Source organism: Paraburkholderia sp. SUR17 (assembly GCF_029536165.1).
GTDB lineage: Bacteria > Pseudomonadota > Gammaproteobacteria > Burkholderiales > Burkholderiaceae > Paraburkholderia > Paraburkholderia kururiensis.
The window spans coordinates 131,005-145,079 of the sequence record NZ_CP120508.1 but is presented as its reverse complement, the minus strand read 5'-3'; the positions used below and the strand labels follow the sequence as shown (position 1 = coordinate 145,079).

Annotated in this window: 8 protein-coding genes; 6 read left to right on the top strand and 2 right to left on the bottom strand. The window is 60.9% G+C overall.

The features are described 5' to 3' along the window. Window positions 1–9 precede the first annotated feature (9 nt). Window positions 10–1,098, bottom strand: a complete 1,089-nt coding sequence (locus P2869_RS00665; RefSeq protein ID WP_277597186.1) for a 1-phosphofructokinase family hexose kinase — start codon at window positions 1,096–1,098, stop codon at window positions 10–12. Next, window positions 1,095–3,623, bottom strand: a complete 2,529-nt coding sequence (gene ptsP, locus P2869_RS00660) for a phosphoenolpyruvate--protein phosphotransferase (RefSeq protein ID WP_277597185.1) — start codon at window positions 3,621–3,623, stop codon at window positions 1,095–1,097. The genes P2869_RS00665 and ptsP overlap by 4 nt, the downstream gene beginning before the upstream one ends. Window positions 3,624–3,842: 219 nt before the next feature. Here ptsP and P2869_RS00655 point away from each other — a divergent pair, with 219 nt between their 5' ends. The 6 genes from P2869_RS00655 (at window position 3,843) to P2869_RS00630 (ending at window position 14,065) form a co-directional block, all read left to right on the top strand. Beyond that, window positions 3,843–4,850, top strand: coding sequence for a LacI family DNA-binding transcriptional regulator (locus P2869_RS00655; protein ID WP_277597184.1), 1,008 nt, complete (start codon window positions 3,843–3,845; stop codon window positions 4,848–4,850). 522 nt (window positions 4,851–5,372) lie between these two features. Continuing rightward, window positions 5,373–5,573: a helix-turn-helix domain-containing protein gene (locus P2869_RS00650; RefSeq protein ID WP_277597183.1), complete on the top strand. Its 201-nt coding sequence runs from the start codon at window positions 5,373–5,375 to the stop codon at window positions 5,571–5,573. Between the two features lie 58 nt (window positions 5,574–5,631). Further along, window positions 5,632–8,505, top strand: coding sequence for an SNF2-related protein (locus P2869_RS00645; RefSeq protein WP_277597182.1), 2,874 nt, complete (start codon window positions 5,632–5,634; stop codon window positions 8,503–8,505). 63 nt (window positions 8,506–8,568) lie between these two features. Next, on the top strand, window positions 8,569–9,627 hold the full coding sequence (locus P2869_RS00640) for a phospholipase D-like domain-containing protein (protein WP_277597181.1): 1,059 nt from the start codon (window positions 8,569–8,571) through the stop codon (window positions 9,625–9,627). Between the two features lie 14 nt (window positions 9,628–9,641). After that, a complete protein-coding gene (locus P2869_RS00635) occupies window positions 9,642–11,330 on the top strand; it encodes a site-specific DNA-methyltransferase (protein WP_277597180.1) in 1,689 nt (562 codons plus the stop codon). Beyond that, the gene (locus tag P2869_RS00630) at window positions 11,330–14,065 is read left to right on the top strand and encodes a DEAD/DEAH box helicase family protein (RefSeq protein ID WP_277597179.1); all 2,736 of its coding nucleotides are present in this window, start codon (window positions 11,330–11,332) and stop codon (window positions 14,063–14,065) included. Before P2869_RS00635 ends, P2869_RS00630 begins: the two co-directional genes overlap by 1 nt. Window positions 14,066–14,075: the final 10 nt, after the last annotated feature.

The following is a 14,075-nucleotide window of genomic DNA, read 5'->3' as shown; positions in this document are numbered from 1 at the left end:
CCTCGCGGCTCATGGCTGAACGACGCCGTCCGCAGCGGACAGCGTGAATGTTTTGACTTCGACGCGCGCGGCGAGCGTGGCCAGCGTCGCGTGATCGGGCAGATGCGGTCCCACGCGCGCGAGCTTCGCGGCGGCGAACGCCGTGGCCTGGCGGCCGGCGTCGTCCCAGGTGCGCGCTTCGATCAGGCTCGCGATAAGTCCGGCGACGAACGCGTCGCCCGCGCCCACGGTGCTCGCGACAGGAACACGCGGCGGTGTCGCGCGGAAGATCTGGAAAACGGGCGGCGCGGCGCGCGATGCCACGTCCGTTGCGCCCGATTGCGGCGGCACGACACGCGACACAACACGCGATACAGCAGGCAGCCCAGCCGACGGCTGGCTCGCCATCACGCCAATCGCCCCGCGGCCACCCAGCGACACCACCACGTAACGGATGCCGCGCGCCACGAGTTCGCAGGCGGCGGCAATGATGGCTTCGTCGTCATCGAGCGCGCGGCCCAGCAGCGCTTCGAGTTCCGCCTGGTTCGGCTTCACGAGGTCGGGCAGATCGCGCGCGTTAGTGGCGGCGAGCGCTTCGGTGAGCGGTGCGCCGCTCGTGTCGAGCGCCACGTGGACGCCCGCGTCGTGCAGCACGCGCGTCATGCGACGGTAGAACGACGGATCGACGCCAGGCGGCAGGCTCCCAGCGAGCACGCACCACCGGCCCGGCCGCGCGAGTTCGGCGATGCGCCTCTCGAGCGCGTCGACGCAGGCCGGCGCGGGCGGCGTGGTGGCGAGGTTGATGTCGGTGGTTTCGTGGCGCGCGGTATCCACGAGCTTCACGTTGATGCGCGTGCGGCCCGGCACGCGCACGAAGCGATCGTCGATGCGCTTGGCGGCAAAGAGCGCGTCGAACGCGGCGCTGTCTTCCGCACCGAGCAGGCCCGTGACGATGGTCGCCACGCCGTAGTCCGCGAGGCAGCCTGCCACGTTCACGCCCTTGCCGCCCGCGTTGAATTCGAGCGACTCCGCGCGGTTCACGTCGCCCGGCGTCAGGTTCGCGACGCGCACGGTCTGGTCGAGCGCCGGATTCAGCGTGACGGTGATGACGGTGTTCATGCCGCGACCCTCACGTCGGCCGCATCGAGCGCGCGCACCGCGTCGACGTCGCCGCATTCCAGCGCGCGCTCTGCAAGCGACTGCATCGAATCGAGCCGCTCGCCGCGCACACGCGCCTTTACGGCCGCGATGTCGCGCGGGCTCATCGAGAGCTCGTCCACGCCGAGGCCCGCGAGAATCGCCGCGCCGAGCGGGTCGCCCGCGAGTCCGCCGCACACGCCCACCCACTTGCGATGGCGCCGCGCGCCCTCCACCGTCTGCCGGATCATGCGCAGCACGGCGGGATGCAGGCTCTCGGCATTGCGCGCCAGTTCGGGATGCTCACGATCGATGGCGAGCACGTATTGCGTGAGATCGTTGGTGCCGATCGAAAAGAAATCGACGGCCTGCGCGAAGTGGTCCGCGAGCGCAGCGGCCGATGGAGTCTCCACCATGATGCCGAGCGGCACCTTCGGCGCATCGAGTTCGGCGCGCACGGTCTCGGCGAGCGCAATCGCGGCGTGCGCCTCGTCGAGCGTGGAGACCATCGGGAACATGATCCACAGCGGACCTTCCTTCGCAGCGCGATAGAGCGCGCGCAACTGCGGCACGAAGAGATCGGGCCGGCGCAGACACAGACGCACACCGCGCACGCCGAGGAACGGGTTCGTCTCGTGCGGCAGGTTCAGATACGGCACCTGCTTGTCGCCCCCGATGTCCAGCGTGCGGATGATGAGCCGCCGTCCGCCGCTTGCCTGCACCATCTGGCGATAGCACGCGTACTGCTCGTCTTCGCTCGGCGCGTCGTGACGTTCGAGGAACAGGAACTCCGTGCGCATCAGGCCGATGCCGTCCGCGCCGTGGGCGAGCGCGTCGGCCACCTGGCTCGGGCGCGTAATGTTGGCGCCGATCTCGAAGGCGTGGCCGTCGAGCGTCGTGGCCGGCAGTGCGCGATTGGCCGCGGTACGGGCGCGCTCTTCGGCAAGACGCAGCGCGGTTTGCCGGGCACGCTCGGCGTCGCGCGCCGACACACCGACGTACAGCCGGCCCGCGTTGCCGTCGAGCACAGCGTGTGCGCCGTCGGCGATATCGAGCAGCTTCGCGCCGCACGCCACCGCCGCCGGCACGCCGAGCGTGCGGGCCAGGATCGCCGTGTGCGAGGTCGGGCCGCCGCTCACCGTGCAAAAGCCGAGCGTGACGGCGGGGTCGAGCTGCGCGGTGTCCGAGGGCGTGAGGTCTTCGGCGATGAGGATGGCGGGCGTTGCTGCGACGTCCGTTGCTGCGTGCAGATTCGCCGTGTTTTCGTCGAGGTGCTTGAGCACGCGACGCGCGACGTCGCGCAAGTCCGTTGCGCGCGCCGCGAGCAGCGGGTCGGGAAGCGCAGCGAGCTGCGCCGCGCGCGAGTCGGCCGCGCGATGCCACGACCACTCGACGCCGTGGCCCTCGATGGTAAGGCGTGCGGCATCGCCGAGCAGATCGGCGTCGTTCAGCAGTTCGCGCTGGGCCGCGAAGATCTCGCCTTCGGCTGCGCCGAGCCGCGTGGTCGTTTCGCGCGCGAGCGCATCGAGTTCGGCGGCCGTGTCGGCCAGCGCTTTTTCGAGACGACGCGAGGCGTCGAGCACATCGCCTGGACGATCTTCAATATCGAGCCGCGCGTGGCGCACTACCCGCACCGGACCCGCGACGAAGCCGGGACCCGCGCCCACGCCTTCGATCACCGTTGCCGGATCTTCGGGGGTAAACAAAGCCGGCTGCGCGGCCTCGCGACGCGAGCGTGCAGCCGCGGCGCGCTCGTGCTCTTCCGCGGCCAGCGACTCGATGGTGCGCTTGAGCGCGGCGAGCGCTTCGGCGGCGTCGCCGCCCTGCGCCGAGAGAACCAGCCGCGCCTGCGCCGTGGCACCCAGTTGCAGCAGGCTCACGAGGTTTTTCGGGTCGGCGGCCACACTGCCGTTGCGCACACGAAGCGCGGACTGATAGCGCTTTGCTGTGGCGACCCACGCGCTCGCGGGGCGGGCATGCAGACCGTGCGGGTAGTCGAGGATCAGGTCGAGGTGGTGGTCGTAGTCGGCTGGCGTTGTTGCTGCGGGCGTTGCGCTGCCGCTCGTTGCAGTGAGCGACACGCCGTTCAACGCATCGACGACGATCTGCGGATCGCGCGCCGTCAGCAGCCGTTCGAGCTGCGCCGGGTCGCCGATCAGACGCGTGAGGCGTTGCAGCAGCGCAATGTGCTCGTCGGACTGCGCCGCAATCGCGACGATGAGCCGCGCACGCTCGCCGCCCTGCCATTCGACGCCCTCCGGCACCTGGAGCACCGCGACGCCCGTGCGGCGAATCAGATGGCGGTCTTCCTGGAGGCCGTGCGGAATTGCGACGCCGCTGCCGAGGTACGTGTTCGATACCTGCTCGCGCCCTTGCAGACTATCGACGTAGCCCGGCTCGATGACGCCCGCCGCGACGAGCAGCGCGCCCGCCTCACGGATCGCATCGTGTTTCGAACCCGGCCCGGCACCTAGCCGGACGAGTTCCGCAGTAAGCAGCGGCGACATCGCGTCTCCTGGTTGGTCGTGGAATGTGCGCTATTGGAATCGATACCACTTTCCGCGTCAAGACGGCGCGTAGTCGCTGGCAAAGATGAAAGTTGCGCGGAGGCCCGATAGAATAGGCGCGCGTCGCCCGTCCCAGCGGGGCGCGGCACTGCAAGATGCGCGAACGGATACCGCGAGACCAGGGTAAACGCCGATTCATCAAGAAATCGATTTCATTCCATGGCGCCAAGAATCAAGGATGTGGCGGAGGCAGCGGGCGTGTCGGTGACGACCGTCTCGCGCGTGCTTTCGAACAACGGCCCGGTGCGCGACAGCGTGCGCCGGCGCGTGCTCGAGGTCATCGAGCAGCTCGACTATCGGCCCAACGCCGCCGCGCAGCGCCTGCGCTCGGGCGACACCGCGACGATCGGCCTCATCGTCTCCGACGTGCGCAACCCGTTTTTCACCGAAGTGAGCCGCGCGGTAGAAGACGCCGCGTACGCGCAGGGCATGCGCGTGATTCTCTGCAACACCGACGAGAACCCGGAAAAGGAGGCCATGTATCTGCGGCTCATGGAAAGCGAGCGCGTGACGGGCGTGATCTACTCCCCGACCTACGAGGCGGCACGCCGGTTCGACGCGCGCGCGTACGCGTTCCCGGTAGTGATGATCGACCGCGCAGGCCCGGCGGGCGTGACCGACGCCGTGACGCTCGACAACCGCGACGCCGCGACGCGCCTCGCCGAACACCTGGTGGAGCGCGGCTATAAGCGCTGCGCGGGCCTGTTCGGCAATGCGAGTACGACGGGACGCGAGCGGCACGCGGCGTTTGTGGAGGCACTGCAGCGGCATGGCCTTTTGGCTGCGGCGGAATTCGTCGACCCGCATCCCGAGGCGGCGCACGCGCGGGTGACGGCGTGGCTCGCGGCAGAGTCAGACGAGCGGCCGGATGCGATCGTGGCGAGCAACGGGCTGTTGCTGCTGGGGGCTTACCGGGCGCTGCGCGAGCACGGGGCGCGCGTGCCGGACGACGTGGCGCTCGCGGGGTTTGATAACGATGCGTGGACCGACCTCGTGACGCCTGGTGTCACCGTTATCGCGCAGCCGGTGTATGAGATTGGGAAGAACGCGATGCAGCTGTTGACGCAGCGGCTGGCAGAACCCGAGATGTCGGCGCGGACGTTGGTGTTGCCGGGGGAATTGGTGGTGAGGGGGTCGACTGGGGGGAAGCGCGTCGGGGGCGCGTAAGGGCTTTGTGCGCTGGCCGCTGGGGCGCTGTTTTCGTGATGCCGATTGGAAGGCGGTGGTCGGCGACGTAGTCGGTCTTTAAAGACTCCATGCGTCCCAGACGTCGATTGATGTCGTAAAGCTCGTCGCCTGAAACAAAAACCCCGCGAGCCTTGCGGGACGCGGGGTTTGCGGAATACTTCGGAACTTCGTGGAATGTCTGTTGGTGGAGCGGAATACGGGACCGAACCCGCGCCCGCAATCCGAGCCAGATAGTAACGCATTGGCCTTAAGGGCGCGGATTCGAAGATTTGGCCACGCACCACAAAGCGCCTCTTACAACCAAAATTTGACGGGCTGATCACCCAAGTAAGCGCACCAATCCCGCTAGGCGCTACGCCGTCACTTCCCTCTTGATCTTGCCTCTACTGTGACCCGCCACCGCCCGGCCAGTGGCCTTAGTCGATGGCGCGTGAATGTGGGAGAATCGGCCAAACTTGGCAACCCGATTCCATTGCAGGCCAAAAAGCTGAAGGCGACCCCATGACTGATACAGATGGCGAAATCCTGACGCTCGAAGATGTCGCGGCGTACCTCAAGGCTGGGAAGCGGACGGTCTATCGCCTTGCCCAAAAGGGTGAGATTCCGGCGTTCAAGCTTGGAGGAACTTGGCGGTTTCGCCGCTCCGAGCTGGATAGTTGGATCGCTGAGAGCATCAACAAAAAGAAGCCGGAGGCAGAGTGACTGTGCGCCAAGTCTGCAACCGAATCACATCTGGTCAGGTACACGGGGAGGATCGCCGTTGATTACGCAGCAGCTTTTGACGCAGCATCAAAGCCAGTACTACGCGTGGCTTTTGACACGGCGTGCGGCAGGCGACACGGTCGAGTCGCTGGCATCTACCCTCGTCGACTCACAGGTTGACCTCAACCCCCATCAGGTCGAGGCGGCACTGTTCGCCTGCAGCAATCCACTCTCGCGCGGCGTCATCCTGGCGGACGAGGTCGGGCTCGGAAAGACCATTGAGGCCGGGCTCGTGATCTCACAACGCTGGGCCGAGCGCCGTCGCAGCATCCTGATCATCGTGCCCGCCAACTTGCGCAAGCAGTGGCATCAGGAGCTGCAGGACAAATTCAGCCTGCAATGCCTGATCCTCGAGGCCAAGAACTACAACACCATCCGCAAGCAGGAACGCCAGAACCCATTCCTGATGGCATCGGGGCCGGTCATCTGCTCGTACCAGTTTGCGAAGTCGAAAGCAGACGACATCAAGGATATCGCTTGGGACTTGGTCGTCCTCGACGAAGCCCATCGTCTGCGCAATGTCTACAAGACCAGCAATGTCATCGCCAAGACGCTGAAAGAAGCGTTGGCCCACGTCCACTCCAAGGTGTTGCTGACCGCCACGCCGCTGCAAAACTCGCTGCTGGAGCTGTATGGCTTAGTGAGCATGATCGACGACCGAGTGTTCGGCGACATCGACAGCTTTCGATCCCAGTTCACTTCCCAGCCCAGAGAGCAGGCGTTCGCCGCACTGCGAACTCGTCTGGGCCCGGTATGCAAGCGAACGCTGCGCCGCCAAGTTCAACAGTACGTACCGTACACGGCGCGCAGAGCCATCGTTGAGGAGTTCACCCCGTCCTCCGAGGAACGGGAACTGTCCAGCCTCGTTGCCGACTACCTGCGGCGGCCCAACCTCAAGGCACTGCCGGAGGGCCAGCGCCAGTTGATCTCCCTAGTGCTATGGAAGCTGCTTGCGTCCTCCACCCACGCCATTGCCGGGGCCCTGGCGACGATGGCCAAACGCCTGCAAGGAGAGCTCGACGAATCCTCGGATGTTCCTGATTTGGCAGAAGTCCTTGACGAAGACTATGAGTCGCTCGACGAAACTGCTGAAGAGTGGAACGGGCAAGACCCGAACGCCGCACCGCCAACGCCCAACGAACGCGATGCTGTAGTCCAAGAAATCGCCGAGCTTCGGCACTTCAAGACGCTGGCGACCAACATCCGCGACAACGCCAAAGGCAAAGCGCTGTTGACCGCGCTAGATCGGGCGTTTTCCGAGCTAGAGCGCCTCGGGGCGGCCAAGAAGGCCATCATCTTCACCGAGTCAAAGCGGACGCAGGAATACCTCCTGTCTCTGCTGGTGGACACGGCCTACGGAGAAGGCATCGTGTTGTTCAACGGCACCAACAGTGATGCCCGCGCTCAAGCCGTCTACAAAGACTGGCTCAAGCGCCACGATGGAACGGAGCGCATCACTGGCTCCAAGACCGCCGACACCCGAGCCGCACTGGTCGAGCACTTCAAAGAGCGCGGTACGGTGATGATTGCCACCGAGGCTGGTGCCGAAGGCATCAACCTGCAGTTCTGCTCACTGGTCATCAACTACGACCTGCCGTGGAATCCACAGCGCATCGAACAGCGCATCGGCCGCTGCCACCGCTACGGCCAAAAGTTTGACGTGGTGGTGGTGAACTTCGTCGACCGCAGCAACGAGGCAGACGCGCGGGTCTACGAACTGCTGGCTCAGAAGTTCCAGCTCTTCGAGGGCGTTTTCGGAGCCAGCGATGAGGTGCTGGGGGCCATCGGTTCCGGTGTCGACTTCGAAAGACGCATTGCAGACATCTACCAGAACTGCCGTGATCCGGAAGCCATCAAGGCCAGCTTTGAACAGCTGCAACTCGACCTGTCAGGCGAAATCAGCGAGGCGATGGTCAAGACTCGCCAGATCTTGCTTGAGAACTTCGACGAGGAAGTGCAAGACAAGCTGCGCGTGCGCGCGGAGGACAGTCGCGCAGCACGCAGCAAGTACGAGCGGATGCTGATGGAGCTGACCGAGGCAGAACTGGCCGACTGCGCCACCTTTGATGATGATGGATTCGATCTCCAGCGCGCGCCCGAAGCCGCTCTCGACGGCGTCGATCTCGGCCGTTACGAGCTTCCAAGGCGCTCTGGCGACGCACACCTTTACCGAATCGGGCATCCCCTTGCTGCCTGGGTCACGCATCAAGCCAAATCCCGCGAACTGGCCAGCACACGCCTCGTCTTTGACTACGACGCCTACGGCGCTCAGATCAGCACGCTCAAGGCCTATCGAGGCAAGACTGGCTGGTTGACGCTGAAGCTGGTGTCAGTGGAAGCGCTGGGCAACGAGGAACAGCACTTGGTAGTGGCTGCCAGTACTTCGGATGGCCACGCCCTGTCAGAAGACGACCCGGAGAAATTACTACGCCTGCCTGCGCGGTCACAGTCGCCGGGACTTTTCAGCGCAGCCGACGCGACCCTCGTCAAGGATGTGGAGGCCCGCAAGATTGCCCTGCTCCGTGAGATTAACCAGCGCAACCTCGGCTACTTCGACCAAGAAGTCCAGAAGCTGGATGCCTGGGCAGATGATTTGAAGTTGGGGCTTGAGCAAGAGATCAAGGCCATCGATGCCGAGATCAAGGAAGTGCGTCGCACAGCAGCGACTTCACCCACACTCGAAGAAAAGCTGACTCATCAAAAGCGCCAGCGGGAGTTTGAAGCGAAGCGCTCAAAGTTGCGGCGCGAGTTGTTCTCACGACAGGACGAGGTCGAGAGTCAGCGCAATGACCTGATTACCCAACTGGAAGTCCAGCTGAAGCAGCAGGTTGTCGAACACACGCTGTTCACCATCGAATGGGAGCTCGTGTGATCCTTGGTCATAGTCAACACCCCTGCCGCGAGACCCTCATTTTCCAGTTGCGGAGGGCTTAACGTGAAGGTCGAATTTCAATTTCAAACGCCGGCGAGTAAGCCGTCACACACGCTTGCACAGCTAATAAGTGATCGAGCCGGAAAAACTTCCTTTGATGAAGCATTAGTCTCGGTTGCGTACATGACCGTTTCTGGAATACGCCTACTCATAAACAGTTTTTCGAATTCAATACCCAGCGAGAGCAAATGGCTCATTGGTCTAGATGATTGCATAACTCAGCCTGGGGCAATTGACGCCGCAATGGCCATTCCAGGTGCTGAAGTTAGAGTTGTTTCGTATGCGGAACTTGGTTTTCGATTTCATCCGAAAGTCTATATATTCAGAAAAAGCTCAAAACCAAAGCAAGGAGTGACAATATTAGGGTCATCCAATTTGACATCGCAGGCCCTAGCCGGGAACGGCGAGGCAAATGCAGTAATTGATTCAGAAAATCAAGAAGATTTCTTGATGACGCAGACGCTTTGGGACTCTCTCTGGAAACAAGGACATTCACCCACGAAGCAGGAGCTTATTTCCTACAAGCAGAGATATGAGGCGGCAAATACTCGAAAGCCCAAAAAAGTCGCAACCAAGAGAAAGCCAAAATCAGGAATGATCATTCTGTCGTCAGATGACGCAGAGTTAGATCCCACGCAGGCAAAAACTTGTTGGATCGAATGTGGATACATAACGGCAATGGGACGTGAAATTGAACTCAAAGCCGAGCAGGGTCTATTTTTTGGGTTAAACCCCACGGGAGAAAATCCCAAAACCTTTAACTTTATCTTGTCATCGGCGAAGAAAACACAACTCCGCTTGAAATTTCAAGGGAATCATATGTGGCGACTTCAACTGACAAGCGAGGTACCAGAAGTGGCGGCTGGTCTGCGTCCTCGTCTTCCGGATGGGACACTGGGTCGTTCCCCTTACGTCGCAGTTTTTGAACGAACCGATAAGACATCACTCTTTCGGTTGCGCTTCATTAATCTGTCGTCTGCGGAATTCAGAAAGCTCAAAAAGAAATCCAGTCAGTTAGGAACCCTTGGAGCAACAATAGCCAGACAATACGGTTGGTGCTGATTACGGAAAAATATATGCAACGACTCGAACTAAATTGGATTGGAAAAAACAAGCGCCCTCGTCTTGAGCCTCGCATTCTCCTTAGTGACCCCGATAAATCCTATCACGCAACCGCCCGCTACGGGGAAAACGATCAGTTTGATAATGCTCTGATTTATGGCGACAACCTTCTAGCATTGAAAGCTCTTGAATCCGAATATTCAGGAAAAATCAAGTGCGTATTCATTGATCCACCCTACAACACAGGCAGCGCCTTCGCACAATACGACGATGGCCTAGAACATTCTATTTGGCTTGGTCTGATGCGGGACAGGCTCGAGGTTATAAGAAACTTGCTGTCGGAGGATGGGTCCCTTTGGATATCGATAGACGATAATGAAGCGCATTACCTCAAAGTTATCTGCGATGAAATTTTTGGTAGAGCCAACTTCGTATCAAACGTTGTTTGGCAGAAGAAATACACAATTGCAAATGATGCAAAGTGGCTGTCTGACAATCACGACCATATTTTAATTTACGCAAAAGACAAGGGTCAGTGGCGACCTAACAAAATGCCACGAACCGAGGAAATGAATGCTCGGTATAAGAATCCAGACAAGCATCCAAAGGGGCCATGGAAGGCAACTCCGCTACACGCAAAAAGCGGCTCGGAAAGCAATAAGAATTTTTCATTCACATTTAAAAATGGCGTGGTGTGGAGCCCTCCAGCGGGGACGTTTCCACGCTTTTCAGAAGACACGCTAAGGCGGCTGGATGCGGGCAATGAGATTTGGTTTGGCAAGGACGGCACTGCAGCGCCGTCGAGAAAGACCTTTTTGTCTGAACTCTCGGATGAAGGAACTCCTTGTCCAACCGTTTGGCTGCACACAGACGCCGGAAATAACCATGAAGCACGCGAGGAAGTAAAGTCGTTCAATCCGACAAATCCCTTCGACACACCCAAGCCAGAGAGACTTCTTCAGCGGATCATTCACCTTGCAACTAAGCCTGGCGACCTGGTTCTCGATTCATTTGCTGGCTCAGGTACCACCGGCGCTGTCGCACATAAGATGGGGAGGCGCTGGATAATGGTCGAGCTGGGCGAGCATTGCTATACCCATGTCATACCACGACTAAAAAAGGTCATTGATGGCACTGATCGTGGTGGCATAACCGAGGCAGCAAACTGGCAGGGGGGCGGTGGCTTTCGATATTACAGGCTAGCGCCAAGCCTGATAGTTAATGATCGCTGGGGAAATCCTGTAATTAACCCTGAATATAACTCAGCGCAGCTGGCAGAGGCCTTAGCCAAAGTGGAAGGCTTCTCGTATGCGCCATCGGAGGTGCTTTGGTGGCAACACGGTCACTCAAGTGAGCGCGACTTCATTTACGTCACCACGCAGAACTTATCCGCTGAGCAATTGCAAGCACTCTCCGACGAGGTCGGCAGCGACCAGAGCCTACTGGTGTGCTGTGCCGCCTTCCACGGCGTCACGGCAGCAAAGGCGTCCGAGCGTTGGCCTAACCTGACGCTGAAAAAGATTCCGAAGATGGTGTTGGCCCGCTGTGAATGGGGCCATGACGACTACAGCTTGAACGTGGCCAACCTGCCGATGGCCCAGGTCGAAATGCCCGCGCTAGCGGCTGGCCCTGCGGCACCTAAAGCGAAGAAATCTGCCCCCGCGAGCGCCGGGCAAGGTGGTCTGTTTGGGGAGAACGAATAATGAATGCACGCGTCCAGAACGCCATCACCGGCCGATTGTCTCTTCGTCCGCCCCAGGCGGAATCTCTCTCGAAGTTGGTTCGTGCGCTAGAGGCCGCGCCCAGCTTGCTAGGCCACGACCAGGATGTGGCGGCAATTCTCTCCACCCTGAGGGCCGAGTTCCCAACGTTGGAAGACTTCGAGCGGGAGTTTCCGTCGTTGTGCTTCGCGCTCGCCACCGGCGTTGGTAAGACCCGTCTGATGGGGGCATTCATCGCCTACCTGCATCTGGCGCACGGCATCAACAACTTCTTCGTGCTAGCCCCGAACCTGACGATATACAACAAGCTTATTGCGGACTTCACCCGCAACACGCCAAAGTACGTTTTCAAGGGCATCGCAGAGTTTGCACAACAGCCCGCGCTGATCATCACTGGGGACAACTACGACCAGACCGGCGCAGTTGTTCAAGATCGGACCATGGGTTTTGCCCACGATGTGCGCATCAACATCTTCAACATCTCCAAGATTAACTCCGAGGTGCGTGGCGGCAAGGAACCACGCATCAAGCGGATTAAGGAAGTCCTTGGGGACAGCTACTTCAACCATCTGGCCAACCTGCCAGATCTTGTGTTGCTGATGGACGAGTCGCACCGCTATCGCGCCAGCGCTGGGGTTCGCTCCATCAATGAGCTGAAGCCGCTGTTCGGCCTGGAGGTGACGGCGACACCGTTCGTGGAAACTACGCGCGGCCCCGTGCTGTTCAAGAACGTGGTGATGGACTACCCATTGGCACGGGCGATGGAAGACGGCTTCGTCAAAGAGCCCGCTGCCGTGACCCAGCGCAACTTCGACGCTAAGGCTCATACGCCCGAGGAGATCGAAAAGACCAAGCTGGAGGACGGCGTGCGCCTGCACGAAACCACCAAGGTGGAACTGCTGACCTACGCCCGCGAGAACGGCGTCAAGGTGGTGAAGCCGTTCATGCTCGTGATTGCGCGTGATACCACTCACGCAGGGCAACTTTTAACGCTTCTAGAGTCAGAAGCCTTCTACGAGGGGCGCTATCAGGGCAAGGTGATTCAGGTTGACTCCAGCCGCACGGGCGCGGAAGAAGAGGAGATGATCACGCGCCTCCTCGCAGTGGAGAGCGTGGACGAGCCGACCGAGATCGTCATTCACGTCAACATGCTCAAAGAGGGCTGGGACGTGACCAACCTCTACACCATCGTGCCGTTGCGTGCGGCTAATGCACGCACGCTGATCGAGCAGTCCATCGGTCGCGGCCTGCGTCTGCCCTACGGTAAACGCACCGGTGTCGCGGCGGTGGACCGCCTCAACATCGTCGCGCACGACAAGTTTCAGGAAATCATTGATGAGGCCAACCGGGGCGATTCGCCGATCCGGCTGAAGCAAGTGATCCTGGACGCACCGAGCGTCGATGACAAGAAGGTGAGCGTCCAGGTTGGGTCGGGTGCGATGACACGCCTAGGGCTTGCCGACGCGCCCACTATCGCCAGCGCCCCGACAAACGCAGGCACGACCCCGGCAAGCCCAGCCGCTGCGCCGGTGTTCGCTACGGAACGCGAGCGCAACGCCGCCCGCGTTGTTATTGACGTCATCAGCAAGTACGAAGCCAAGCGAGATCTCGTCCCGACCAGCGGTGCACTGCTCAACGCGGAAGTGCAGGCGGCAATTCTGGCGGAAGTGACCGAGCGTCTGAAGCCCGTTCAGGGTGAGTTGCTGGCAGGTGTTGATGAAGGGATGCCTACACTCGATCTCTCGGCTGTGGTTGCCAAGACCACTGAGATAGTCGTCCAGCAAACCATCGACATTCCTCGAATTGCCGTGGTTCCAACCAGCGAGGTCACCACGGGCTTCCACCCGTTCAAGCTCGACGTCGCTCAGTTGCATCTTCAGCCCGGCGAGCGCGAGATCATCATTCACAACCTGCACACCAATGAGCAGGACACGCTGGCGTCCGAAGTCGGCCTCAAAGAGCAACGGCTGGAGGACTACATCGTCCACGCGCTGGTGGACTTCGACGACATCGACTACTTCACGCACGCCGATCTACTCTATGACCTCTCCGGGCAGATGGTGCAGCACCTGCAGAGCTACCTATCGGAAACGGAAGCCAGAGGCGTGCTGGATCGGGATCGTCGCCTGATCGCTCGTGAAATTCACGCGCAGATGATGGCCCACTTCTGGGAGGAAGCGACCGAGTACGAGGTGCAGGTAAGCCGTGGCTTCACGGAACTGAAAGCCTGCAATTACACGGCCACCGCAGGTCAGACGGCTCACCACTTCCGGGAAACCGTGACCGAGCTTGGCCGGATCAAGCAGATGCTGTTCGGTGGCTTCGCGCGCTGTCTCTACCCGCTGCAGAAGTTCGACTCCGACACGGAACGTCGCTTCGCCGTCATCCTTGAGCGCGACGCGTCGAAGTGGTTCAAACCAGCCAAGGGACAGTTCCAGATTTATTACAAGCTGGGCACTGAGCAGCCAGAGTACATCCCTGACTTCGTGGCGGAAACGGAGTCGACCATCTTCATGGTGGAAACCAAGGCCAGAGCCGACATCAATACTCAGGAGGTTCAGGCCAAGGCTGTGGCCGCCGCGCGGTGGTGCAAGCACGCTTCGGATCACGCGGCAACAGTCGGCACCAAGCCGTGGCGGTACTTGCTGGTGCCGCACGACGAAATCGCTGAATCAAAGCGGCTCACCGACTTTTTGCGCTTCGAAGTCAAGATCTGAGCGAGGTACC